This is a genomic window from Streptomyces noursei ATCC 11455, assembly GCF_001704275.1.
Taxonomy (GTDB): domain Bacteria; phylum Actinomycetota; class Actinomycetes; order Streptomycetales; family Streptomycetaceae; genus Streptomyces; species Streptomyces noursei.
Window position 1 is genome coordinate 9,209,881 of record NZ_CP011533.1, and the last position, 25,339, is coordinate 9,235,219.

At 70.1% G+C, this 25,339-nt stretch carries 20 protein-coding genes and 1 pseudogene; 13 read left to right on the forward strand and 8 right to left on the reverse strand.

Annotated elements, in window-relative coordinates:
• Positions 1–138 precede the first annotated feature (138 nt).
• Both SNOUR_RS39590 and SNOUR_RS39595 read right to left on the reverse strand, forming a co-directional pair.
• On the reverse strand, positions 139–2,082 hold the full coding sequence (locus SNOUR_RS39590; RefSeq protein WP_312635494.1) for a CASTOR/POLLUX-related putative ion channel: 1,944 nt from the start codon (positions 2,080–2,082) through the stop codon (positions 139–141).
• A gap of 157 nt (positions 2,083–2,239) precedes the next feature.
• Positions 2,240–3,805 carry an LCP family protein gene (locus tag SNOUR_RS39595; RefSeq protein ID WP_079143198.1) on the reverse strand — a complete coding sequence of 522 codons (1,566 nt, stop codon included), beginning with the start codon at positions 3,803–3,805 and terminating at the stop codon, positions 2,240–2,242.
• Between the two features lie 141 nt (positions 3,806–3,946).
• On the opposite strand from SNOUR_RS39595, the gene tatA reads away from it, so the two are divergent.
• The gene (tatA, locus tag SNOUR_RS39600) at positions 3,947–4,276 is read left to right on the forward strand and encodes a Sec-independent protein translocase subunit TatA (protein WP_067356984.1); all 330 of its coding nucleotides are present in this window, start codon (positions 3,947–3,949) and stop codon (positions 4,274–4,276) included.
• A 93-nt stretch (positions 4,277–4,369) separates the two neighbouring features.
• Here tatA and SNOUR_RS46700 read toward each other — a convergent pair whose 3' ends face one another.
• Positions 4,370–4,540 (reverse strand): hypothetical protein, encoded by a 171-nt coding sequence (locus SNOUR_RS46700; RefSeq protein ID WP_159426027.1) that lies wholly within the window; start codon positions 4,538–4,540, stop codon positions 4,370–4,372.
• A 182-nt stretch (positions 4,541–4,722) separates the two neighbouring features.
• On the opposite strand from SNOUR_RS46700, the gene SNOUR_RS39605 reads away from it, so the two are divergent.
• Entirely contained in the window at positions 4,723–5,547 is an 825-nt protein-coding gene (locus SNOUR_RS39605) for a ZIP family metal transporter (RefSeq protein ID WP_067356986.1), read from the forward strand.
• 78 nt (positions 5,548–5,625) lie between these two features.
• Here SNOUR_RS39605 and SNOUR_RS39610 read toward each other — a convergent pair whose 3' ends face one another.
• Entirely contained in the window at positions 5,626–6,774 is a 1,149-nt protein-coding gene (locus SNOUR_RS39610) for a GNAT family N-acetyltransferase (protein ID WP_067356989.1), read from the reverse strand.
• Positions 6,761–7,255, reverse strand: coding sequence for a type II toxin-antitoxin system RatA family toxin (locus tag SNOUR_RS39615; protein WP_079143199.1), 495 nt, complete (start codon positions 7,253–7,255; stop codon positions 6,761–6,763). Before SNOUR_RS39615 ends, SNOUR_RS39610 begins: the two co-directional genes overlap by 14 nt.
• Positions 7,256–7,806: 551 nt before the next feature.
• Between SNOUR_RS39615 and SNOUR_RS39620 the strand changes: the two genes are divergently transcribed.
• Positions 7,807–8,853: an SDR family oxidoreductase gene (locus tag SNOUR_RS39620; protein WP_067356994.1), complete on the forward strand. Its 1,047-nt coding sequence runs from the start codon at positions 7,807–7,809 to the stop codon at positions 8,851–8,853.
• Positions 8,850–10,100 carry an aspartate aminotransferase family protein gene (locus tag SNOUR_RS39625; RefSeq protein ID WP_099055761.1) on the forward strand — a complete coding sequence of 417 codons (1,251 nt, stop codon included), beginning with the start codon at positions 8,850–8,852 and terminating at the stop codon, positions 10,098–10,100. The genes SNOUR_RS39620 and SNOUR_RS39625 overlap by 4 nt, the downstream gene beginning before the upstream one ends.
• A gap of 36 nt (positions 10,101–10,136) precedes the next feature.
• On the opposite strand, the gene SNOUR_RS39630 is transcribed toward SNOUR_RS39625, so the two are convergent.
• Entirely contained in the window at positions 10,137–13,964 is a 3,828-nt protein-coding gene (locus tag SNOUR_RS39630) for a non-ribosomal peptide synthetase family protein (protein ID WP_067357000.1), read from the reverse strand.
• Positions 13,965–15,483: 1,519 nt separating this feature from the next.
• Here SNOUR_RS39630 and SNOUR_RS39640 point away from each other — a divergent pair.
• Positions 15,484–17,475 carry a heavy metal translocating P-type ATPase gene (locus tag SNOUR_RS39640; protein WP_079143200.1) on the forward strand — a complete coding sequence of 664 codons (1,992 nt, stop codon included), beginning with the start codon at positions 15,484–15,486 and terminating at the stop codon, positions 17,473–17,475.
• Between the two features lie 181 nt (positions 17,476–17,656).
• Here SNOUR_RS39640 and SNOUR_RS39645 read toward each other — a convergent pair whose 3' ends face one another.
• Positions 17,657–18,274 carry a TetR/AcrR family transcriptional regulator gene (locus SNOUR_RS39645; protein ID WP_067357004.1) on the reverse strand — a complete coding sequence of 206 codons (618 nt, stop codon included), beginning with the start codon at positions 18,272–18,274 and terminating at the stop codon, positions 17,657–17,659.
• A gap of 72 nt (positions 18,275–18,346) precedes the next feature.
• On the opposite strand from SNOUR_RS39645, the gene SNOUR_RS39650 reads away from it, so the two are divergent.
• The 8 genes and pseudogenes from SNOUR_RS39650 to SNOUR_RS39680 all read left to right on the forward strand — a co-directional run bounded on the left by SNOUR_RS39650 (position 18,347) and on the right by SNOUR_RS39680 (position 24,132).
• Positions 18,347–19,681: an alpha/beta fold hydrolase gene (locus SNOUR_RS39650; RefSeq protein ID WP_067357007.1), complete on the forward strand. Its 1,335-nt coding sequence runs from the start codon at positions 18,347–18,349 to the stop codon at positions 19,679–19,681.
• A gap of 63 nt (positions 19,682–19,744) precedes the next feature.
• Positions 19,745–19,861 (forward strand): annotated as a pseudogene (locus tag SNOUR_RS44945) (DNA-binding response regulator); the annotation flags it as partial.
• Between the two features lie 248 nt (positions 19,862–20,109).
• The gene (locus SNOUR_RS39655) at positions 20,110–20,751 is read left to right on the forward strand and encodes a hypothetical protein (protein WP_159426028.1); all 642 of its coding nucleotides are present in this window, start codon (positions 20,110–20,112) and stop codon (positions 20,749–20,751) included.
• A gap of 143 nt (positions 20,752–20,894) precedes the next feature.
• Positions 20,895–21,614 (forward strand): response regulator transcription factor, encoded by a 720-nt coding sequence (locus SNOUR_RS39660; protein WP_067357011.1) that lies wholly within the window; start codon positions 20,895–20,897, stop codon positions 21,612–21,614.
• Entirely contained in the window at positions 21,611–23,098 is a 1,488-nt protein-coding gene (locus SNOUR_RS39665; protein WP_067357013.1) for a sensor histidine kinase, read from the forward strand. The genes SNOUR_RS39660 and SNOUR_RS39665 overlap by 4 nt, the downstream gene beginning before the upstream one ends.
• 47 nt (positions 23,099–23,145) lie before the next feature.
• A complete protein-coding gene (locus tag SNOUR_RS39670) occupies positions 23,146–23,358 on the forward strand; it encodes a hypothetical protein (protein ID WP_067357016.1) in 213 nt (70 codons plus the stop codon).
• 109 nt (positions 23,359–23,467) lie between these two features.
• Positions 23,468–23,902: a hypothetical protein gene (locus tag SNOUR_RS39675; RefSeq protein WP_079143201.1), complete on the forward strand. Its 435-nt coding sequence runs from the start codon at positions 23,468–23,470 to the stop codon at positions 23,900–23,902.
• Positions 23,899–24,132: a hypothetical protein gene (locus SNOUR_RS39680; protein ID WP_067357020.1), complete on the forward strand. Its 234-nt coding sequence runs from the start codon at positions 23,899–23,901 to the stop codon at positions 24,130–24,132. The genes SNOUR_RS39675 and SNOUR_RS39680 overlap by 4 nt, the downstream gene beginning before the upstream one ends.
• A gap of 60 nt (positions 24,133–24,192) precedes the next feature.
• Here SNOUR_RS39680 and SNOUR_RS39685 read toward each other — a convergent pair whose 3' ends face one another.
• Positions 24,193–25,314, reverse strand: a complete 1,122-nt coding sequence (locus SNOUR_RS39685; RefSeq protein ID WP_067359167.1) for a substrate-binding domain-containing protein — start codon at positions 25,312–25,314, stop codon at positions 24,193–24,195.
• Positions 25,315–25,339 lie beyond the last annotated feature (25 nt).

Consider the following 25,339-nt stretch of genomic DNA (forward strand, 5'->3'; position numbering starts at 1 on the left):
CGCCGAACATGCAGAACTCCCCGCATCCGTCGCCGTCCGGGCGCCCGACCGTCGTCGCACGTCCGCCCGCACCAATATTTCGTCAGTTGCGCAACCAATGAAATCGTGGCGCGGGCCTCGACGGCTTCCAGGCCCGGTCTACGGCCGTGGCCGCCTCGGTGTCGTCTTGCTGTACGAGCCCCTCGGGCCGGGGACATTCGCCGTCACCCGGCCGTCCTCGGCGAGCACCACGATGGTGTCGCCCTCGCCCAGTGACAGCGGCGCGGTCTTGGAGGGGTTGAGGACGACCCCGTAGGTCGGCGGTTCGTCGCTGTGCCGGGCGAGCCGGTAGCCGATGGCGGTCTCTCCGCGCTGCCGGGCGGCCTCGATGACGGTCGCGAAGTTCGCCGTGGTGCCCGGGGTGAGATAGCTGGTGGCCGGCTTGAGGTAGATCTCCGATCCTTCCGGGTCGAAGAGGTCGGTGAACACGGCGTGCAGGTCGCGGTCCTCGGTGAGCTGGGTCAGCAGAAGGCTGATGATCTTGGTGCTGACGATGAAGTCGTCCGCCTTGGTGACCTGGGCGATCTCGCGGTTGGCGTCGCTGTTCATCTCGGTGACGATCGAGTACGGATGGGTGGTCCGGATGGCGATGTCGCGCAGGTGGAGCAGGGTCACCAGGGTGCGGTCGTCGGAGCGTTCGGGGGCGATGTCGTCGTCGGTGAGGACGATGATGTGGCGGTAGTGGTCCAGACCCAGGGACTCCAGGGACGGCCGGAGGGTCGGCTCGCAGAGCTTGTAGCCCACCGTGAGGTTCTCCAACTGGTCCCGGAAGTCGTCGGCGGGGCGCCGCGAGGCCGCGATGTCGATCAGTGAACCGGGCTCCACCAGGCGGTCCAGCAGCCTGATGATCTTGGCGCCCCGGGAGTTCCAACCGATGACAAGGGTGCGGTCGGAGACCGGCGGCCGGTCGGCGGGCGGGGCGATCGCCGGCTCGACGATGTTCGGGCGGGTGTCCGCCAGCCCGATGAGGATGTCGTCCTCGGCGACCACGAGCACCTGGTCGTCGCGGCCGATGACGGTGCCCATCGGAGGGTTGATCAGGGTCTCGCCGTCGGCCCTGCGCAGGCCGACCGGAATGCCGAGGTCGAAGCGGTTGAGGGCTTGCCCGTAGGTGGCGCCGGCCAACGCGGTCGCGGCGTACGGATAGAACTCGTTGCCGACGAAGCTGAGCAGTTCGTCGAAGACGGTGGACAGGCCGGACTGCCGGTGCGACTGCACGATGAGGCGGACGGCGATGTCGTCGGCGTCGATCACCAGCGCGTCGTCGCCCGCGGCCAGTCGGGCCGCCGCGAGGTTCGGGGAGTTCTGCACGGCCGCCACGATGTTCGGGCGGGCACCCTTCCAGCGGCGGCTGTTGAGGAGCAGCAGCACCTTGATGACGTCGGTGTCGCTGTCGTCCCCGACCGGAGGCAGCACCATGATGGACTTGGCCGCGTCCAGGCTCACCAGTTCCAGGTCCGCGCGCTGGAGCGGACTTCCGGAGCGGCAGATCACCCGCGTGCGTCCGGTCTCCGGGATCCGTCGGCGGATCTCGTCCTCCATCGCGAACTTGTCACGGTCGGCGAGGATCACCACACAGGAGCGCCGTTGGCTCTGATTGGCCTCCACCAGTTCCGCGATGACCGTGAAGACCTGTTCCGACCAGCCGAGCACGATGGTGTGCCCGTGCTCGATCAGCCGTGACTTGCCTTTGCGTAACTCCTGGATCCTGGCTTCGAGGCCGGTGGTCAGCACACCGATGAGGGCGCTGACGATGAAGATCCCGCCGATCGTCACCGTCAGCATCAGGCCCAGGAACACCGGCCCACCGGTGTCGCCGCCCATCGTGCCGGGATCGAGGGTACGCAGCAGGCTCATCCAGGCCACGCCCGGCCAGCCGCCGTTCTTCTCGGTGTCCGAGTCGGTGAAGACCACCACCAACACGGTCACCACGGCGATCAGCGCGACCGAGGCCAGGCCCAGCCAGCCGATCAGGGCCGGCGTCCCCCGGTCCATCGTGCCGTCGAACCAGTACCGCAACCGGTCCCGTAGTCTCGCACGCACTGCAGAAGACCTTCCCCTCCGTCGATGTGGCCGCCGTACTCCTGCGACCTCGTCAAATCTACTGATGCAAAGTCAAGTTGACTCCGTGTCATGTCTCACCCTCGTCGTTCGGATCGCGTTCCTCGCGGTGACACCTCTGCACGGCGGCGCCCGGAGCTCACCCGTAGGAGAGGTTGGAACAGGGGTTGTCGTCGGCGGAGCGGACCTTGTCCGACATCGCCGAGGGCACCTGGCCGGAGGCGTCGGACGCGCCGGCGTGGGGGTCGTTCGCGTATGACTGGCCGAGGGTGACGCTGATGCCGGGGGCGCCGGAGGCGGCGGCCCGCTGGACGTCGGCGCCCGGGAAGAGACGTGCGAGCGTGCGTGCCTGGCCGCCCCGCCCCGGTCGGTAGGCGATCACCGTGGTGGCGTGATCCTGGGACGGGGCGGTGGCGGTGCCGGTGACGGTGAAGCCCGCGGTCTTCAGCTCGTCGGCGGCGCTCGCGGCCAGCCCCGCGACCCGGGTGCCGTTGTAGACCACGACGCTGATGCCCGCTCCGGACACCGGGGCGCCGGTGCTCGCGGACCGGGCCGAACTCTTCCCGTCCGCACCGTTCTTGCCGTGGCGGGACCTGCCGCTGGCGTCTTCGCCGTCGATGGTGCGGTCCGCCCTGAGCGCCGCCCACAGGGCGTCCGCGTCCGGGTGGACGATGGCGACCCGTGCGCCCTGGTAGCGCCAGGGCATGGTGACGAACTTGGTGTTGTGCAGGTCGATGTCCTTCAGCGACATCGCAAACGAGATCAGTTTGTTCGCGGTGCCCAGTCCCGGGTCGACGGTCATCGACTCGGCGGCGGCGTTCGCCAGCGGCAGCAGCGTCGAGGGGTTCACGCCCTGCGACTTGATCTTCTTGATGAGGCTGGAGACGAACGCCTGCTGGCGCTTGATCCGCCCCATGTCCGAGCCGTCGCCGATGCCGTGTCGGATGCGCACGTAGTCCAGGGCCCGCTGCCCCGAGACCGTCTGCGGCCCCTTGGGGAAGATGACCTTCCCCGGTGCGGCGCGGTTGGGGTTGAGATCGCCCTGACGAATGTCCTTGGGCAGGCACACGGGCACACCGCCGACGGCGGAGGTCATCCTCGAAAAGCCCTCGAAGTCGACGACCACGGTGTGGTCCACGCGCAGCCCGGTCAGCCTCTCCACCGTGTTCTGCGTACAGGCGGGATTGCCCTTCGCCGTCTGCCCGATGGTGAACGCGGCATTGAACATGACGTTGCGCTGGGGCTGGGTCCACGTCCCGCCCGGCAGCTTGCAGGGCGGGATGTCGACCAGGGTGTCGCGGGGGAGGGACACCGTGACCGCGTGCTGACTGTCGCCGTAGACATGCAGTAGGAACGCGGTGTCGGAGCGCCCCACGTCGCCTTCCCCGCCGCCGAGCCTGCTGTTGCCGCCCGCCCGTGAGTCGGAGCCGATGACCAGCACATTGCTGCCGCCGGCGCCCGCGGCGGGCCGGTTGTCGCTCACCCCGTCCGCGCCGAAGGTGGTGATGTTCCCGTTCAGCTGGAGGTAGACGCACCCGGCCCCGACGACGAGCAGGGCGAGGACGGAGAGCGTGAACGCGGCGGCTAACCGCAGTTTGCTGCGCTTGCGGCGGCGCCGCCCCCGCCCGGGCTCGTCACTGCGCCGCCGCCTCCGTCCGGGCCCGTCAGCGCGGGGCCTGGTTCGTTCTTCGAGGCTGCGTGTCACGTGTGCGCCCTTGTCCGTGCGGTTCTTGCAGGGAAGAGGGCTCACCCTCGACCAGGGTTGTACAGTTGCGCAATATAGCAAGTGAAATGTGGAGTCCGGCCCGTCTGCCGATGACTCCGACGAGCGAGAGAGGCGGCGGCGATGCTGCGCAACGGACTGGAGCCATGGCACCTGCTGATCGTGGCAATCGTGGTGATCGTCCTCTTCGGCTCCAAAAAACTGCCGGACAGCGCCCGCGCACTGGGCAAATCACTGCGGATCCTCAAGAGCGAGGCCAAGGCGATGAAGGAGGACGGCGCCCCGACCGCCCCGCAGCAGCCCGGCCACCCGACCTCGCCGGAACCGGAGCCGCGCACCATCCACGCCGCCCCCGGCAGCCCGGCCACCGGGCGCGCCGAGCCCGTCCACCCGGCCGGCGAGCCCGCGCCGGCCGCTTCCCCCACGCAGGCCGGTACCGGACCCTCCGCCTGAAATCCACCCGGACGAGTAGGTCAACCCGAACGAGTGCGTCAGGAGGCGGCACCGCCGGCGCGTCGGCGCGCAGGACCGCACGGTGCCATGCGGTCAGGAGCGGCGTGCGGCGGGCCGGATCGTCGTCACTGCCCGCGGGAACGTGGTCCTGTCGGTAGGGGCGCGCACGAAGCCGTGGCCGGCGGGCGCTTCGTCGAACGCGCCCTCCACCTCCTCCAGGTCGCGGACGCCGACCCGGAGGTCGAGGACGGGTCTGGCCGCCATGCCGGGGCCGGAGTCAAGGTGCGGCCCACCAGGTTCAAACAGACACAGTTCAAACGGACACGCGATCCCTCCGTAATGGGTTTCCCAAGCTTTCCTGAAATCCGACTCCCTGGCTTGTTAGGCAAGGCTTGCCTGCCTTACTTTCTGTGCGCTTCCCCCGTGCACGTCAGAGCGGAGACCCCATGTCCAGCGCGCATATCGCCCTTCTGGGAGCTATCGCAGGTTTCACCATCTATCTCGGACTTCCCCTCGGTCGTCTGCGTACCCCCACACCCCGCCTCAAGGCAGGGCTGAACGCGGTGGCCATAGGCATCCTGACCTTCCTTGTCTGGGACGTTCTGACCCATGCCTGGGAACCCGTCGACACCGCGCTGGGCAAACACGACTGGGAGACGGTCGCGACCGGAGGCGGCACGCTGGCCGTGGGCCTGACGATCGGACTGGCCGGCCTCGTGCACTACGACAGCTGGCTCGGCCGCCGCCGGGCCGCCACCGCACAGTCCGCTGACCCGGGCGCGGTGACCACCGAGCTGCCCCGGAAGAACCGCAGCCAGGCAGGCTCGCTCGCGCTGATGATCGCCACCGGTATCGGCCTGCACAACTTCGCCGAGGGGCTGGCCATCGGGAACTCCGCCGCCCAGGGCGAACTCTCCCTCGCCGTCCTGCTGATCATCGGGTTCGGACTGCACAACGCCACCGAGGGCTTCGGCATCGTCGCGCCGCTGGCCGCCGAAGGCGAACGGCCTTCCTGGCTCACGCTGCTCGGGCTCGGTCTGATCGGCGGCGGTCCCACCTTCCTGGGAACCGTCGTCGGCCAGCACCTGGTCAACGACACCCTCTCGATCGCCTTCCTCGGCCTGGCCGCCGGTTCGATCCTCTACGTCGTCATCGAACTGCTGGCGGTGGCCCGCAGGAGCGGACAGAAGATCCTCACGACCTGGTGCATCCTTCTCGGCCTGCTGCTCGGCTTCGCCACGGACGCCGTCGTCACGGCAGCGGGCGCCTAGGCTGGCAGTGGCCGGCCGCACTTCACCGGCCGTTGCAGTCTGCCGGTGGAGCACGCCCTTCGGCTCAGGCCCGCCGGCTCATGGCTGCTGGCCGGACCGGTTGAGCGCCATCGGGAACACCCGCTTGAGAATCGCTCTGCACACCCGGTTGCTGTGCGTCACGGCATGTTCGAGGGGCACGAGGTGGCACCCCATCCTGCGTTTCGACTCGTAGGCGGTCTGCGTCAGGTTGATCTCGGTCATCCCCGAGCGAATGGCCTCCTCGATGCCGCGGTAGTAGGTGACCTGGTAGAGCCGCAGTTCACGCGAGCAGGCGTAATCCATGCCGATACGGAACGCGACCGAGTTCTTCTCACCGAAGAGGCAGATGAGGAACCCCACCAGGCGGTCCCCCTGCCAGCAGGTGATCGCCTTGGCCGAGATCCTCGGGTCGGTGGAGAGGAGGGTCATGAATTCCGGTGTCCAGACGTCCAGCCGGCTCTCCGCACGGTCGAGTACTGCCTCGTAGAGCGGCATCATGGCCGGTACGAGGTCATCGAAGCGCTCACGCACCTCGAAGGTCGCGTCGTGGTGCTCGGAAAACCTCGCCAGATTGCGCCGGGCGGTGCTCCGCCCGTTCCTCGACAGGGACGAGACGAATTCTTCGAAGGTCTTGGCGTGCAGAGCGATCCGGGCATCGGGCATTCCCGGCGCGCGAAAGAATCCTGCGCTTTCCAAGGCTGGTCCCAGCCACTCCATGTCCGTCTGCGGGAAGTCCTTGACCACGGTCCAGCGGGTGCCTGCCGAAGCGGCCAGTCGTTGCACCGCTTTCACGAGCAGATGCGGGGCTGCCTCATGGAGTCCGGGCTCACGCAGGACCCGCCCTTCTCCCAGGAGGTTTCCGCACACCAACATCCCGACGCGCAGCGGTCTTCCCGTGATGCGGCGCAGCGGCCGCAACGCTTTACGACCCTGGTTCCCCAATGCGTCTTCGAGATCCAGTGCGCGGAAGACACAGGTGGGCAACACGGCCCCTACGTGCTGTCCTTGTCGGAGTACGAGGTATCGATAGGCATCCGGGCCGATTCCGGTCCGTTCCATGGCCTGGAACAACGCGTACTCGTACAGCGGGTCGTCGGGAGGCGCGAGATTCCGCCAGACATCCTCAGGGATCTCGGACACACTGTCGGCCACCTCGACCCGCCATTGGATGTCCGTGCCCACGGCCGTGCGTTCAGGGCTGGTCACCGCAGCCCTCCACAGGTGCCACGGACCGGTCCTGGCACTCGGTGATCTCGGCGTCCGGGCCGAAGACCCCGTGCAGCATCTTGGTCACGGTGTCCGTCATGGCCCGGCCGGCGACGGGTTCCAGGAGATCCGCCATGCCGGGTACCCCGAGATCGAAGCGGGCGCCGAACCGGACCGTGCTCCCCTCCGGGAGCTGCGCGATCGACCAGCCACCGTAAAGGGCGTGCAGGTCACCGTCGACGAGTTCGAAGTCGATCCGCAGGCGCGGCTTGTCCAGGCGGTCCCGTTCCCGCCACTTGAGAATCCCGCCGGCGAAGTCGACTTCCCATGTGGAGATCCGGTCGTGGTCGGGGCCGTCCGCAAGGGAGACGGAGTGCACGACATCGGAATGCCGGGGGAAGCTGGCGAAATCCGAGAGCGAGTCGAATACCTTCCTCGGCTGTCCACCGGGAATGTGAAGAGCAACGCGGACCTCGCGCACTGCACCCCCAAATTTTCCGAGCCACGGATAAGAGAAGGCATGATCTTCGGCGGCCTGGCGCGAGTCGGGAGATCAACGCGAACCGGGCGCGGCGTTCCCATGGGAATTGCGGTCGATGGGACGGTTTCTTTACCTGTCGGATGTGGCAGCGCTCCCCATCATCGCGGGGAACAACGCCACACGTTGCCATGCCGTCATGCTAGGACCCGATGAGGGGCATACGCCTGCCGGGAGCTGCGGTCTTGCGCCATCCGGCGGACGATCCGCGGCAGGTGGGGCGAAGGGAAAGCATTGCTCCGGGATATGGGTGTGCGAGGTGCGTGCATTCCTTGTGGTGGTCGGGTCCGGTGGCGTCTCCGGTGGTGGCCTGTCCGACACCTCCATAGCATGTTCCTCGGTTCCTGAAGTAACGGTGCGCTACGTCCGATAGTGTTCCGGCCGTCTCCGCGGCCGGAGGTGAACCGTGGGTATCTCTCCCTTCTCAGTGCCTCGGGCCCGCGCCGCACGCCCGTTCTCGCGTGGAGAATTCCCGATGGAAGGACACAACACCCATGTGGCAGATCGAGGAGGGGCACCGACATCCGTACCCGCGGACGGAAAAGCCGTCGCTGAACGTTCTCCTCACCGGCGCGACCGGAGTGATGGGGAGTGCGCTGTTGCCGTACCTCGATACGCACAACGTCACATGTCTCATCCACGCGACCGCGTTGAACGCGCCCAGAGTGAAGACGGTGTGCGGAGACATCAGGAAGTCCTGCCTGGGGCTGTCCCGTGGAGAATTCAAGGAACTCTCCGCGGTGATCGATGTGGTGGTGCATGCCGCGGCCGACACCAGCTTCGGCGGCAAGTCCGATCTGGTCGAGACCAATGTCGCGGGCACCGAGCGGATCGTCGAACTCGCCCGGCAGGCCGAGGCGCGACTGGTGTACATCAGCAGCGCGTTCTCCGCCCTGGGCGCGGGCGGCCAATCGACGGCACCGGCGTACGCCAGGAGCAAAGCGCAGGCCGAGGAGGTCGTGCGGGCCAGTGGCCTGTCGGCGGTCGTCGTCCGGCCCTCGGTCATCGTCGGCGACTCCCGGACCGGTCACATCGCCAAGCACCAGGGGTTTCACAACCTGTTGGGGGCGATGATGCGCGGCCAACTTCCCCTCGTCCCGCTGGAGCCCACCCGGCTGCTCGACTTCGTTCCTCAGGACGTCGTGGCCAAGTGCATCGCCGAACTCCTGGAGAACGAGTTCGAGCGGACGGAGGTGTGGTTGACGGCCGGGTCGCGGGCCCTGCAAGTGGGCCACATCGCCGACGAGGTGCAGGCCGCCGCGGCGGCACTGGGCCGACCCGTTCCCGCCACCCGCTTCGTCGACGAGGACCTCTACGAGCGGCTCATCGTGCCGGTGTTCCTCGAAGCCGTGCCGGCGTCGACCCGGAGGATGATCAAAACCTTCGCCGAGCAGCTGACCCCGTACGTCGCCGACCGCGGCCCGTTCCCCAGCGATGTGGAGGAACTGCCCGACCAGGTAAAGACGTTGCGTGCCTCCATCTACAGATGGGCGAACGTCAGCGGATTTCATTCGCGCGACGCGGCGGGAGCAGCACGGTGAGCCCGGCGGAGAACGGCCGAGCGCGGGCGGTCGCGCTCGACCGCCTCCGTGATCACGTCAATCGCGGCCACTCCCGCATCGCCTCGCTGCTCGGCCTGCCGTTGGAGGTGCGTTCGGCCGGTGCCCTGGTGTACGACGAGGAGGACACCGCCTACCTCGACTGCGGCGGGTACGGGGTGTTCCTCCTGGGACACCGCCACCCGGACGTCGTCGACGCCGTCGCGGGACAGTTGGGCAGACATCCGCTGCCGACGCGTGCACTGATCGAACCGAACGTGGCCGCCGCGGCACAGGCACTGACCTCGGTGGCACCCGCCGGCCTGCAGTACGCCTTCTTCGTCAACTCGGGTACCGAATCGGTCGAGTTGGCCATCAAACTCGCCCGCGCCAACGGCTGCCGCCGTGTGATCGCCGCCGAGGGCGGCTTCCACGGAAAGACGTTGGGGGCGCTCAGCGCCACGGGCAACAACCGCTACCGCGCCGGTCTCGAACCCCTGCTACCGGGCGTGGAGTTCGTCCCGTTCGGTGACGCGGAGGCCCTGAAGGCCGCACTGGCGCGCGACGCGACGCGAGCGTGCGTGCTGTTGGAACCGGTACAGGCCGAGGGCGGGGTGCGCCTTCCTCCCGCGGGCTACCTCAGACAGGTGCGGGAGCTGTGCGACGAGTTCCATGCCCTGCTCGCCATGGACGAGATCCAGTCCGGACTCGGCCGCCTCGGATCCTGGTGGGGGTGCGACGAGGAAGACGTGCGCCCGGACCTGTTGACCACCGGGAAGGTGCTCAGCGGCGGGGTCGTGCCGGTCGCCGCGACGTTGGCCACGCCCGAGGTCTACGAAGTGCTCAACCAGGACCCGTTGCTCCACTCCTCGACCTACGGCGGCAACCCCCTCGCGGCCGTGGCCGCGGCCACGACGATCGACGTGCTGCGGCGGGACCGCCTGGTCGAGCAGGCAAGGACACTCGGGGGCCGGCTTCTGCCGCAGATCACCGACGCGCTCGCCGCCGCCGGTCCGACCCTCGTCCGGGAGGTCCGCGGGCGCGGACTGCTCATCGGAATCGAGTTCACCTCCGAAGCGTCGGCAGGACTGTTCCTGACCCATATGCTCCGGGAGCGCGTACTGACGTCTTACACGCTCAACGCCAGCAGGGTGATCCGGCTGACCCCGCCGGCGATCCTGGAACCCGACCACGTCTGCTGGCTGTTGCGGTCCCTGGAGCGATCCGCGGTGGCGCTGGCCGGCGGGTGAACCGCGCCGGGGCGCACGTCCCCGGCGCCGGGCGGTTCACGCGCGCAGACTGACGTGGATGGCGGCGGCGAGTTCGGCGACGCCGACGTCTCTCAGCGCGCTGTAGTGATCAGCGTCGAGATTGACCACCGTCGGAGGCGCGGCGCGATAGCCGGACCAGAATTCGATGAACGAGCCGTCGTCACCGGTGGCGTTGAAGACGGTGACCGGTGCGTGGAGCTGTCGTTCGGCCAGTTCGTGGCCGTCGTACTGGAACTCGTAGGTGCGCGCGACGATGCGGGTGATCCGGCGGATCAACTGCTCGTCCAGGGCGGGGAGCAGCTGGTGGATGAAGGCGACGAAGCTGTCCTCGTCGGAGGCCGACGCCAGACACCGGTCGAGCTGGGGCCCGGCGACGGACCCGGCGAAGACCGAGAACAGGATCGTCAGGTACGCCGGGTTGGCGTACGACGCCTGACGCCCGTAGCGGTGGGTGTTGGTGTAGTGCACCTTCGGGTTGCCGGGGCAGAGCAGCAGCAGGTTGTCCACCAGTTGGCCGGACTGCTCCAGCTGCCATGCGGCCTCGAAGGCGACCCGGGCGCCGAACGAGTAGCCCCACAGGGTGTACGGGCCGACGTCCTGCACGCGTCGGATCTCGGCGAGGTCGGCAGCGGCCATCTCCCGGATGGTCGGGTAGGGCTCCTCACCGGCGTTGACGCCGTGTGCCTGGATTCCGTGAACGGCGCGGTCCATGCCCACCTGCCGCGCGAGCAGGCGTAGGTTCATCGGGTAGCCGCCCAGTCCGGGCCAGCAGAAGACGGGCCGGCCGACGCCCTCGCCGTGCAGTGTCACCAGCCGGGAGGACGGACGAGCGGTGCAGTTGGCGATACGGGCGGCGAGGTCGGCCAGCCTCGGGTGCTCGAAGACGACCTGCAGCGGGAGTCGGGTGCCGAACCGACGGTTGATCGTCAGGACCAGCTCGACGGCGGTGAGCGAGTCGCCGCCGCAGGCGAAGAAGTCGTCCTCGATCGAGACGTTGTCGTACTTCAGGGCCCTGCCCCACGCCTCGGCGAGCCACTTCTCATGCCGGGTGACGGGGGCGACGTACGGGGAGGTGCGATCCGCCGACCGCACCTGGCCGCAGGCGGTGAGCGCCTTGACGTCGACCTTGCCGTTGGCCGTCAGCGGCAACCGGTCGAGCACCAGGACCCGGTCGGGGACCATGTAGTCGGGCAGGGTGCGGATCAGATCGTCCTTGACGATCTCGGCCGGTCCCTTCATGTGGACGGTGTCCTCGCGCATGTCCTCGCTGCGGAGCTGCTCGTCGCTGACCGCGCCGCCGAGGAAGAAGTACGAGGCGCCGACAGGTATGCCGCAGGAGGACAGGATGTCGTCGATGCGCTGGGCGGTGGGCAGCGGATGGCCCGTCTTCGAGCTGTACCCCGAGGACATCAGGCCCAGACGCAGACCGTTGCGTTGCAGGTGGTGGAGCTTCCTGCCCAACACGACGTACTCCAGCCACGGCTGGTCGGCGCGGCTGACGGCCGTGATGCCGAAGCTCGCTCGCCGATAGACCTGCTGGTTGATGGCGATGACATGCTTCGGCAGCACCAGTTCATCCGATATCCGCTCCAACTCGCCGTCGATGTAGTGGTATTGGCCCGCAGGCAGGTCCTCGACACGTCCCGGATGGGGTTGGACATAGAGATCGGTGGAGTCGGACCACGGTTCCCCGCCGGCGGGTCGGATGGCGAACGTGCCCAGGCAGTAGTCCTCGTCGGAGACGTCCAGGAGGGCCTTGACGGACGCGTCGAGGGCCATCGGCTCGATGGCCAGGCCGTACTCCGGCAGCACCTGCTCGAAGAGCCCGACCATGTGTCCGGCCTCTATCTCCAGCACCTCCTGGATGTTGTTCCTGTACACCGGCTCGATGGCCCGCCTGCAGCCGAGGAAGTGGACCAGCAGAAGGCCCTCCGACCCATGGGAAGGGGGACCGATCCGCACCAGGGCGTGCTCGACGGGGTGGTAGTAGTACGTGCCTGCCTCAAGTCCCGCTGCTCCGCCGCCGGTTTCCAGATACAGCTGTGTGGCGTACAAGGCTCCCGGCGAGGCGTAGGCGTACTTCGGCAGCAGCCGCTGGTCGCTGTGGAAGGCACCGAACCAGCGCAGCAGCGCGCCCAGTTCCGCGAAGGTCAGCTCGTCCACTCCTCGGGACCGGCCGCGGACCACGCGCTCGGCGAGCAGGGCCAGCAGCGCGGACCGGGTGACCGGGGCGCCGTCGTAGAAGCGGTAGGTCTTGCGGGCGAAGACCTCTCTGCGCTGCCGTGACGTCTCCTGTCTGCCGGGCAACTCCAGCACGGTCCTGCCGGCGAGCTGCTCACGGCGGCGCAGGCCAGGGTTGGAAAGCTGCGCCCTGACCTGAAGCCGACTGGCCTTGGACTGGTGGTGGGCACCGTGGTTCCCCTGGTCCATCAGCGCCGCTTCCTTGGGATTCAGCTCCACACAGGCAACCAGGCTCGCCGAGCCGGTGCGGTGGTTGTCGGTGACGACCACCGCCGCGCGCCGGACCCAGGTGTGTTCCTCGATGGCGAGCGCGACCTCGTCGAGCTCGACGCGGCAGCCACGCACTTTGACCTGGTTGTCGACCCGGCCGGCGAACTGGATCGTGCCGTCCGGGCACCAGTACGCGAGATCACCCGTGCGGTACAGACGCTCGGTGGAGGCGAACGGCGAGATGATGAAGCGCTCTTGGGTCTGTTGGGGTTGGTTGAGGTATCCGCGCGCCAGTTGGGTGCCGCCGATGTACAGCTCGCCGGTCTCCTCGATGCCCACCGGCGCCAGGTTGGCGTCGAGGATGAAGCACTGGGTGTCGCCGACCGGCGCCCCGATCGGCACGCTGCCCGTGCCGTCACCGTCCGTGTCCCGGTCTATCGGATAGGCGGTGGCGTTGATGGTGGCCTCCGTCGGTCCGTACAGATTGACCAGCGAAACCCACGGAAGCTCGTCGGCCAGGGCATGGGCGAGTCGCCACGACAGCGCCTCGCCCCCGGAGAACACCCGCCGCAGCGAGGTGCAGCGGCCGAACTCCTCGGTGTCCAACAGTGCTTGCAGCAGTGTGGGCACGCACTGCAAGGTGGTCACCTGGTGCCTGACGACCGCGGCGACCAGAGCCCGCGGGTCCCGATAGATGCCTTGTGCACCCATCACCACTCGGCCGCCGACAGCCGGGGCGAGGATCTCCCACTGCGCCGCGTCGAAACTCATCGGCGTCTTCTGCAACACGGTGTTGTCCTGGCCCAGATACCCGTAGACGTGCATCGACCGCATCTGGGAAGCGATGCTGCGGTGCTCGATCATCACGCCCTTCGGCCTGCCGGTGCTGCCTGAGGTGTAGATGACGTACGCCAGCGCGTCCGACCGCACCGGCAGCGGGGCGAGCGTGGTGCAGCAGCTCCGAACGTCGGCCGGGGTGACGATCCGGGTGCCTGCCGGGGCCAGTTCGGCCAGCTGGGCCGCCAGGTGGCCCTGCGTCACGATGATGCGCGTCCGACTGTCGTCGATCATGTAGCGCAGCCGCTCTTCCGGGTACTCCGGCGACAGCGGCAGATATGCGGCGCCGGCGAACAGAATGCCCCACACACCGACCATCAGCTCCAGGGACGGCTCGACGAACACCCCGACACTCGCCTCCGCACCCGCGCCGAGTTGACCGAGAAACACCGCCAACCGACGGGCCGAGTCCGCCAGCTCGCGGTACGTCAGGCACCGATCGCCGCAGACCACCGCGATGGCATCGGGCTGCGCCTCGACCTGCTGCTTCAACAGACCGGGCAGGCAACCCGTGGCGGTGTGGTCGATCGGTACGCGATGCGGTGCGGTCTTCACGGTCTTCCTCTGCCGGCCGAGAACTGTGGGGACGGGACCGATGCCGGCTCTCCGGCCACCGCCCGGGGCGATTGCTGCTTGGGCCCGGCGAACACGAGGGCCACCACGACAGGCACGGCGCCGATCGGTCGCGGGGGCGTCGACACCCCGCGGAGGACGGTCGCGGCGCATGGCCTGGTGAACCCCCAGGACAGACACCGGCAACGAGGTGACTCGGCCGGTGCCCTGGCACCAGAGCGCGAAGGCGAAGGGTGTCCCCGTGACCGCGGTGTACACGAGCCCGGTCACCCTGCCGCGCGGCGCCACCGCCTGGTGGGCATGTGCCGCGCGTCGTTGACGCCGCTGCGCGGCGCATCGCCGGTCGTCCCATGTGCACCAGGGCTGTCACGCCCGACGTACGGGTGGTGGGCGGCCCCGGACAACAGGCAGTGGACGGCGCCGATGGTCGACGCCGCCAACACCCAGGCATACCGCCATCACGCCCCGCGCCATGGCACCCTCGCCGTCGCAAGCAGCGCGAAGCTGTCGGGAAGCGCCGGCGCCGTGGGGATCCGAAGCAGTCGACCGGACGCCGGCGGCTCCGTCGTGACCAGGAAGGCGCTGACCCTCATCCGGGACACCAGCGCCGTCGGCCCGCCAACGAGCCCGCCATCGACCATCTGCCAAGGGCCCTGTGCCCGGACCGGGCAGGCCGCACAGGGACGTGACCGACAGTCCACATCTACGCACGACACCATCTCCGATGAGCCGGGAGTACGCCGGAACGCCGAACGGCCCTGGCTGCCAGTCGTCCCACGTGGTGGGAACCCACGGGGACGACGAGTCGGAAAGACATTGGCACGCGACCTTGCCTCGGTAGGAGGTCGCACCTCTGCCCTCGGCGTCGACGTGGCGATCTCGCCCGGACGCCGCTCTCCGGGACCCTCGAGCCGCATGTGCGGTTGAGGTGCGATGAGCCTTCACCAGATATCCAGGCACTCAGCCGGGTGTCCGTTCCCTCAGGGGAACTTCACTTATGTCAACCATACGCTCGACGGGCCCAAGCCTCATGCGGTGGGCCTCTCCCGAATCGGCGGCCGGCCGCGGCGGCGTCGACCTGCGCGGAGAGTTGGAGTGGATGCCGCCGGCGGTCGGGCGGTCGCTGCTCAGGGCGGCTGGGACGTCGTGCGAGTCGAGGGCGAGCAACTTTCCGGACATGGAGTCCAGTTGGGTATGTCGCCGATCGCAGAACATCGATATGCGGCGGGTTGCGGCGAGCCTCGAACGCCCATCAAGGGGGAGAGGGGGCACGGACTTTCCGGTACGCGTCGGTAGCTCGCTGCGGGTGTCTGTGATCTGTCGCCCGGCGACCGCGAGGAGGGCCTCGTCGCGCGTGGGCTCGCGGGCGTGACCGTCGTGGTGCGGCATGGGGCGGTCGCCTCCGACCGACCCACATGAATACATGAAACCATGTTCATGCATTCCTGTACGGTGGTGGGGCTGGATGCCGCCCGCCCACCTCCGTAAGGACCTCGCTTCGATGCCTTCCCTGTCTGCCACCCTCACTCGCTCAGCCTCCGCCGGGGAGACGAGCGTGCGCGGCACGGCGGCGCCCAGGCGCCGCACCCGGATCTTCGCGCTGCCCGAGGCCCGCTGGGCGGCCGCGGCGCTGGTGCTCTTCCTGGTCGGTCTGCCGCTGTATCTGCTGGCGGCACCGGCGTGGACCTGGGGGCCGCTGTTCGCCCTGACCTACGCCACCGGCGGCTGGGAGCCCGGCTGGGCGGGCCTTCGGGCGCTCAAGGAGAAGACCCTGGACGTGGACCTGCTCATGGTCGTCGCGGCACTGGGCGCGGCGGCGATCGGGCAAGTACTGGACGGTGCGCTGCTGATCGTCATCTTTGCCACCTCCGGCGCCCTGGAGGCGATCGCCACCGCCCGCACCGCGGACTCCGTCCGCGGCCTGCTCGACCTCGCGCCCGCGACCGCGACCCGCCTGGGCGACGACGGGGCCGAGGAGGCGGTGCGTACCGAGCAGCTGCGCGTGGGCGACATCGTCCTGGTGCGGCCCGGAGAGCGGGTCGGCGCCGACGGGCAGGTGCTGGACGGCGCGAGCGAGGTCGATCAGGCGACCATCACCGGTGAGCCTTTGCCGGTGGTGAAGGAGACCGGGGACGAGGTGTTCGCCGGCACCCTGAACGGCACCGGCGCGCTGCAGGTGAAGGTCGAGCGCGACCCCTCCGACTCGGTGATCGCCCGCATCGTGGCCATGGTCGAGGAAGCCTCCGAGACCAAGGCACCGACCCAGCTGTTCATCGAGAAGGTCGAGCAGCGGTACTCGATCGGCATGGTCGCCGCCACGATCGCGCTGTTCGTCCTGCCGCTCCTGTTCGGCGCCGCCCTGCAGCCCACCCTGCTGCGGGCGATGACCTTCATGATCGTCGCCTCGCCGTGCGCGGTGGTGCTCGCGACCATGCCGCCGTTGCTCTCGGCCATCGCCAATGCCGGACGCCACGGCGTGCTGGTCAAGTCGGCGGTCGTGATGGAACAGCTCGGCCAGATCGACGCGGTCGCACTGGACAAGACCGGCACCCTGACCGAGGGCACCCCGCGGGTGACCGACATCCGCCCGCTGGCCGGCGCCGGCCTGGACGAGATGGGGCTGCTACGGCTGGCGGCAGCGGCCGAGCACCCCAGCGAACACCCGCTGGCCCGCGCCGTCGTGGACGCCGCCCGCACCCGCGACCTGGACATCCCCCCGGCTGAGGACTTCACCTCCGCCCCCGGCAGCGGAGTCACCGCCACCGTCGAGGGCAAGGCCGTCGCGGTCGGCAGTCCGGCCCGCCTGCTGAAGACCCGAACCGACCAGGCGGCCGCAACGGTGGTTGCCCAGCTGGAGGACGAGGGGCACACGGCCGTCCTGGTCGAGGTCGAGGACACCCCGGTCGGGGTGCTCGGCATCGCCGACCGGCTGCGCGAGGAGGCCGCCGCCACCGTCGCCTCCCTCACCACCCTCACCGGCCGTGCGCCGGCGCTGGTCACCGGCGACAACCCGCGGGCCGCCACCCGCCTGGCACGGGAGGTCGGCATCACCGACGTCCGCGCGGGGCTCCTGCCGCAGGACAAGGTCGCAGCCGTCAGGGAGTTGGAACAGGCCGGACACAAGGTGCTCGTGGTCGGCGACGGGGTCAACGACGCTCCCGCACTGGCCGCTGCCCACACCGGCATCGCCATGGGTCGCGCCGGCTCCGACCTCGCCCTGGAGACCGCCGACGCCGTCGTGGTCCGCGACGAACTGGCCACCATCCCCACCGTCGTCCAACTCTCCCGCCGCGCCCGCCGTCTGGTGGTGCAGAACCTGGCCATCGCCGCGACCTTCATCACCGGCCTGGTCGTCTGGGACCTGGCCGGCACCCTGCCGCTGCCCCTCGGCGTCGCGGGTCACGAAGGCTCCACCGTCATCGTCGGCCTCAACGGCCTGCGCCTGCTCGCGGAATCCGCCTGGCGCCGCGCCCGGGGCGGGAACGGCCGGTAGGTGGCGGCGAGGGTGAGCCTTGTGGCGGGCGGGGCGGCTGCTGCAGGTCGGTGGCCACCGACCCCGAACTGTGCTCCGCTGCCGCCCATCACCTCTCCGTCAGCTATCCGCATCGTCTCTTCGAGGTGGCGGACGAGACGGTGGCCGCCGTGTGCCTGAACGGACTTGGTCGCGCTCCCTGTCAGGGCGCGGCTTCGTCGTGACGAAGGCTGCGGAACGCCGCGGGGGTCGTCCAGCCGCGCAGTGTGGCGTGGATCGTCGAAGGGAACGCGGCCTGTGCCGTGGAGGCGTCGAGGGCCCCGGTGAGTTCGAGTGTCACGAGCCCGTGCAGTGTCACCCAGAGGGAGACCGCGATCGCTGTCGCTTCGCCGTCGAGGACGGACGCGGCCACGGCGCGGTCGATCGCGGCGATGAGTGGTCGGACGGGGTCACGGGTTCCGACCGCTCCTGACGGCTCGAAGGATTGCACGCCGCCGAACAGCACCGAGTACAGGTGACGGTGTTCGCGTCCCCATCGGCGGTACGCGGCGGCCAGTGCGTAGAGGTCGGCGAGGGGATCCTCGGAGGTGGGTGCGGCCGTCAGGGCCTGGAACAGGCCGGCGACGGCCCTGTCGCGTACCGCCGCGATCAGTCCTTTCTTCCCGCCGAACAGGGAGTACACCGCCGTCGTCGAGGCATCGGCGGCCGTGGCGACGGCGCGGACGGTGACCGACTCCTGCGGGTGGGTGGCGAGCATCTCGGTTGCGCGCTCCACGAGTCGCTCTTTGACGGTCTCGTCGTTCGTTCTCGGCCTACCCATGTCGAGAAGCCTACCCTCTTTGGTAACGTCGTTTTGAAACGGCGTTACGAAACCCTGGGGGGTCCGTCCGTCATGCCCACGTCCGTCATACGTCCCGCCCGTCTCGCCGGGCGCTTGCTGCTGGCACTGGCCGCCGTCGCCGCGCTGGTCGTCGTCTTCCTCGCTTCGATCGTCGTCACGGACGGGGCGGGCTCGGGGAGCGCCGCATGGTTGACGGCCGTTGGGGTCGGGAGCCTCGCCGCACTGTGGCGGGGGCGGCGCCGCCGCCGGGCGTCGCGCCTCCTGCCGTTCCTGCCGGTGGTTGTCGCGGCAGCGTTGACGGCGTCGGTCTGCATCCCGACCGTGCCCACTGCCCGGCGGTACCCGCCCGCCCTGCCTTTCGTGGCCACCGGGCACTGGCGTCTGCCCACAGGCAGCCAGGTCGCCGTGTACCACTACCCGCCGGCGCAACCAGGCGTCCGGCATCCCGTCCCGCTCGTCTACCTCAACGGCGGACCGGTCCGCGGCATCTCCCTGCTCGACCACCGGTTCCTGCAACTCCTGGCGCGTCAGGGCTACGACGTCTACGCCTACGAACCGGCCGGCGCTGGACGGAGCGACCTGCTTCCCATGGGGCAGTACTCGATCTCCAGGTCGGTCCGCGACCTCGGCGCCTTCGTCGACCGCCTGGGCAAGGGGAGGGTCGACATCCTCGGTTTCTCCGCGGGCGGGGTCGTACTCACACGAGCCCTGGCCGATCCGCACGTCGCCGCACGCCTGCACCGGGCGGTCATAGCCGAACCCGGCCCGATGGACGGCCCCACCGCGCAGATCACCGGGCACCGGGGCCAACCATCCGCCCGCGGGCTCGCGCCCACCGTGACCGGCCCGCGGTCGACACGCATCCCCCGGTACGCCGTCGCATTCGGCCTGATGCGACTCGGGCTCCTCACCCCGGACACCGGACTGGTCGGACAGGCCGAGGGCGACAACGCGTTCACCGCCGCCGATCTCGGCAGCGACACCGCATCCGCCTACTGCGCGCGCGATGCGCACCGCATCCCGACCGAGGACACCGCACGGAACTTCTCCTTCAGCCCCGCCGCCAGCCTCCGCATCCAGCAGACGGTGAAGGACGCTCCTTCCCTCGCCCCGCAGCTGCGGCGTTCCCGGACCCCCGCGATGCTGATGATCGCCGAGTGCTCCTCCCAGGTCCGTCAGTGGGAGACCGCGGTCCTCGCCAACGACCCCGCCGTCCGACGCACGCAGTTCATGCCCGGAGTCGGGCACCACATCTGGAACGGTCTGGACGACAACAACGACCGGGCCGCCGCCGTCATCACCGCGTTCCTTCAAGACCAGCGGGCACCGTTGCCGAACTATCCGTCCCGCGACGAGATCCCAGCCTTCCTCCGCGACCACAAGTGATGCCCCTGCGCCGTCCGCAGGGGAGGAACTCGGCGGACAGCGGTCCCGTGGGCCGGACACACTGGCACGGAAACCAACAAGACCCATGTGAGCCTGGGACCGGCCGAGTTGGGGGCCCGCGACCGCACCCAGGCGGTGATCGCCACCTATGAGTCGGGATTCGCCACCCCCCCCGGCTGAGCGGCTGGGGCACGGCCGTGGCCGCGCGGCGCATGGTGTCCTGCGCACCGCCGGCGCCTGGCCGGCGTGCCGTCCCGAGCAGGGACGACTGCGGAATGTCCGGTACCGCGTCATCCGGCGGTCGGCATGGGCCGGCTGCCAGTAAGGTCGGCAGCTCCACAGAGCATCCACAAAGTGGCTGGCTACTCTCACCGGGCATCGCGTCGCAGGGATGGGCAGGCCGTCCGTTGCACACCAAAGGAGGCATCGTGCGCGTTCTCTTCCGTCTCATGAGGACGGCGGCACCGGCACGGACCCGGCCGTCGAGCCCGCGGGACATATCGGGGCAGGCAGGCGGTGGGCGAGTCTCGCGTGCGGGCACCCGACGACTGGTGGTGTGGGGCCTGCTCAGTGTGGCACTGGCCCTGATCGGCTGGATGGTCATCCTCGGACTGACCCTGAAGAGCCACGCCAGGGTTCGTCACTGGGACACCGCCTGGGTCGGGCTGGACGCCATGGAAGTGGTCGGCCTGCTCCTCACCGGCGCACTGACCTGGTACCGGCGCACCGCGGCGGGTCCCGTCGCCTCGGCGACCGCGATGCTCTTCGCGCTGGACGCCTGGTTCGACGTCACCACCGCCGCCAAGGGCAGCGACCATCTCACCGCGGTGGCCATGGCCGTCTGCTGCGAACTTCCCCTGGCCGTCGGGCTCGTCCTGATCAGCGTTCTGGCCGCGCGCTGGAAGGCTTCCCCCGCGCTCCTCACCGAGGGCAGCGGCGCACCGCATGCCCCGGACCACGGTCCTTGCTCCGGCGATCGGCAACGCCCGGAACCTGGCATCGGCCGCACCACGCCAGGCGACGCCCGCTCCTTGCGACTCCACCGCGCGCCCGAACAGACGGGACCGTAGGCCGCCGCCGCGCTCAGCCGGCCGCACCAGGACGTCTCAGCGGTCGCTCGGGTAGCCCGTGGGCGCTCCCGACCCCGTGAGGGCCCGCGTCAGGCGGTGGCGCATGATGGCGGGCGTCGATATGGGCGGTGAGCGGAGGCGGAATGGGTATCGGGGCCGGTGCCGGACGGGTGTTGGTGGTGGACGACGATGCCGCGATCCGGCGTTCGCTGGGGCGCGGCCTGCGGCTGAACGGCTTCACCGTCGATCTGGCGGACGGCGGCCGCGCCGCGCTGGAGCGGGCGGCGGCCCAGGCACCCGACGCCATGGTGCTGGACATCTCGATGCCCGACCTCGACGGCATCGCGGTGTGCCGGCGCCTGAGGACGGAGGGCAATGACATACCGGTGCTGATGCTGTCCGCGTTGGACGAGGTCGCCGACCGGGTGGCCGGCCTGCAGGCGGGAGGGGACGACTACCTCGTCAAGCCGTTCGCCCTCGACGAGCTGGTACTGCGCCTGCACGCGCTGCTGCGCCGGCGACCGCCCGCCGCCACCGACACGGTGCGGGTCGGCGGACTGGTGCTGGACACGGCGGCGCGGACCGTCCGTCTCGACGGTCGACAGCGGGAGCTGACCCGGCGGGAGTTCGCACTGCTGGAGGTGCTGGCCCGCAACGCGGGGCTGGTCCTCAGCCGCGACCAGCTGCTGGAGCGGGTGTGGGGGTACGACTTCGACGTGCGCAGTGACGCCGTGGACACGTTCGTGAGCTATCTGCGGCGCAAGCTGGAGGCGGAAGGGCGGCCCAGGATCATCCACACGGTGCGCGGTGTGGGCTTCGTCCTGCGCGACCAGCAGCCGGACGCGGCGGTGGACACTCCGTGAGGCTGTCCACCCGCATCGCGCTCGTGGTGGGCGCCGTCGTACCGCTGCTGGTGGTGGCCTCGGGGTGGCTGCTCGTGGGCCTGGTGAGCAGGGACCTGCACGCGCAGGCCGACCAGCGGCTCAGCGAGCGCGCCCACGACGTGGCGGCGGTTGCCCGGGGGCTGCTGCGCGCCGCCTCCCAGGACCGCCCGCGGGCCGAACAGGCCCGCCAACGGAAGCTGTACAGCGCGGCCCTGGACGTCGGCATCCGGTTGCAGGGGCCGGACCGCACCGTACAGGACGGCCCGCAGCCGGATCCGTCCGTACGGCTGCCGACGACGCCCGGCAAGCCGGTCAGCGTCCATGCGCGGGGCAAAACCTGGCGCGTGCTGGCCCAGCGGATCAACGGCAAGGAGCCGGGCGTGCGGGGAACGCTGTGGCTGTTCTCCCCCGACTCGGTCAACCAGGCCCAGATCCAGCTCGTGCGCGGCCGGGTGGTCACCGTCGCGCTGCTCGCCGCCCCGGCGTCCGCGGGCCTGGCCTGGGCGCTGGCCGCCGGCGCCGCCCGGCCGCTGCGGCGGCTCCAGCGGCGCACCAGCGGTCTCGATCCCCGTACCAGCGACGTCCGATTGGAACACCGCCCGACCCGGATCACCGAGGTCGACGACCTCGCGCACACCGTGCAGACCGTTCTGGCCCGCTACGACGAACAGGCCGCCCGGACCGCCGAGGCGCTGGCGACGGCCCGCTCCTTCTCCGCCGCGGCCTCCCACGAACTGCGCACGCCGCTGACGAGCATGCAGACCAGCCTGGACATCCTCGACGCCTTCCAGGACCTCGACGCCCAGGACCGGGCGGAAACGGTGGAGGACCTGCGGCGCGGCCACGCCCGCCTGCTGGGGCTGCTGGTGATGTTGCGGGCGCTGGCCCAGGGGGACCTGGTCGAGGCGGACGCGTTCGCACCCGTCGATCTTGCCGAGCTCACGGACGCCGCCGTGGCCGACTTCCGTCGCGCGCATCCCGACGCGGACGTGCAGGCGGAGTGCACCACGGGGCTGGTGGTGCACGGCTGGCAGCCGGGGCTGCGGTCGCTGGTGGACAACCTCCTGGCCAACGCCCTGGCACACGGCCGGTCCGCCGACGGCCGGGCCCGCATCGCGGTGGCCCTGCGGGCATCCGACGACGGGGGCGCCCCGGCGGCCGTGCTCACCGTGGACGACCAGGGGCCCGGGGTGCCGCCGGAGCAGCGGCAGACGATCTTCGAACGGTTCCATCGACGCGCCGAGAGCCCCGGATCCGGCCTCGGGCTCACGCTGGTCGCCCAGCAGGCCGAGCTGCACCACGCGCACCTGGAGGTGCGGACGCCTCCCGGTGGTCCAGGAGCCCGCCTCAAGGTCGCCTTCCCTCTCACCCGCCCGGGCCTGGACGGTGCCGCGGTACCGCACCGGGACTGGCTGGCGGACACTCACCACCGTCGACAGGAAATCCACAAAAACCGTCCCTAAGGTGCTCCTTGTGCGGAACGGCGGCGTTCACGCGACGAGGAGGACGTATGACCGTGCTGACCACGGAGACCGCGACCGCGCGCTGCCGCGAGGAGGTCCGAGGCCGGCCACCGGTCGCCCGCACGGCCGACACGGTGGTCGCCATACTCGCCGTGACCCTGCTCTCCCTGGCCCTCGCCCTGTGCGGAGCCCTGATCGCCGAGGACGGCAGCGGTGTGCGCGACGAAGGGCCCGCCACCGACACCTCGTACGGCAGCTGACCCGGTCACAAAGAAACCACAAGGTCGGCTCCTACCTTCGCTCGCACCCGGCCCACCACGCGCCCTCGGCGCAGCGGGCCTTCGCAGAACACAGCGATCGGAGAGAGACATGCGCGGACGCAGGACGACGATGACCGCGGCCTTGGCCGCCCTGGCCCTGGCGGGATCGGTGGCGGCCGGTGCCCCCTCGTACGCCGCGGGGAGCACGGCGCCGGCAGCCACCGCCACCGCCCACGCCAAGGGCCCGAAGGGCGATGGCGCCAAGGCACTGTGCCGTCGGGTGCCGAAGCTGGAGAAGCGGATCGAGAAGCGGATCACGCGCATGGAGGCCGGCGCCGGCACCCGTGGCTCGATCACGTACCTGGAGCAGCGCATCGCCAACGCGAAGAAGGCCGACCACCAGGCCATCGCCACGTTCCTCGGTGACCGCCTCACCACCCGCAAGACGCTGCTGCCGCTGCTGAAGCAGAAGCAGACCGACCTCAAGGCGGTCGCCACCTGGTGCGGCACCCACCACAACGGCACGTCGGCCGCGGCCTCGTGAACCGCCGCCGCGGCCTGCCCGCCGCCCTGCTGACCGTGGCTCTCGCGGTGCCCCTGTTCGCCACGGCGGCCTGTTCCCCGTCGTCGGCGTCGGGCGGCGCGGCCCCGGCCGCCGGCGGCACGGCCACCCCGCAGGACCAGCTCCCGCAGATGCGGAAGAAGGTCGACGACGCCCAGCACGCCGTCGCCTCGGCGGACGCCAACGGCGACGCCGACGACTCCGGCAACTGAATCGGGACACCGTCGCCCGTGCCGCTCCGCGAACCCCGCGAGCGGCACGGGCAACGCCCCTCACCTGCCCCAGATCCTCCGGTACGCCGCGCGATACCCGGGCGGGTCCCAGGTCGTCGCCCCCTGGCTGTTGGCGGCCGTGGCGATGTGCACGGGGGCGACGTATCCGCTGGCCGGCGCGCCGGCGAAGGCACGGTTGAGCTCGTCGAGGATCTGCCAGCCCTGCTGGGCGAACGGCTCGGGCACGGTGGCCGCCTGGAACTGCCGGCTGTTGATGCGCTGGAACGCGGACGGATCGCCGTCGCCCGCACCGATGTTGAAGGGGGCCCCGCCGCCCTTTCTCCGCGCGGCGCGCAGGGCCGGGGCGGAGTCGGAGAAGTACACGTCGTTGATGGCCACCGAGTGGGTCCAGGCATCCGGGAAACGCGAGAGGAGCGAGGCGACCTCCAGCGGGGTCCGGCTGCTGCTGTCCGGGATCGGGATGTTCTCCTCCGTCAGCACCCGCACGCCGGCGCAGGTGGCGAGTTCCTTCGCGATCAGGGTGGACTTGGTCTCGGCGAACGGGATCGAGGCATCGGTGAACACGACCACCCCGGCGTGACCGTGGGAGTGCGCGATGACCCAGTCCGCACTGGCCTTCGCGACATCCTCGACCCTGGTGGTGACGTTGGTGAAGAGCGCGGGACGCCGGCTCGGACCGGGGGAGCCGACCGCATGCCAGCCGACGAGCGGGATGTGGTTCGCGGCGGCCTTGGCGACCTGAGCCGACGTCAGGTCCGGGTCGAAGCCGCCGATGACGATGCCGTCGGGCCGGAGGCCGACGGCCTGGTCGAAGGCGGCCTGGATCCCCGTGGGGGTGCCCTGGCCGTCGATCACCCGGAGGTTCCAGCCGATGGCCCGAGCGGCCTCCTGCACCCCCTTGGCGGCGCCCGCGACGCCGGGGTTGGTCATGGTCTGCGCGACGTAGACGACGTCCTTGCCGGCGGCCGCCCGGGGGCCGCCGGCGGGACCGGGCGTCGCGGGAGCGGTCCTCTCGGCCTGCGCGACGGCCGCCGCGGCGCGGGCCTGGGTGGCGGGACAGCCGGGTCGCGCCGGGCTCGGCGCGACGGCTCCACCGCCGACCGACGCGCCGCGCTCGCAGCCGACGAGGACGAGACTGCCGGTGAGCACGGCGGCCGCCATCGACACGGCGACGGCACTGCCCAGG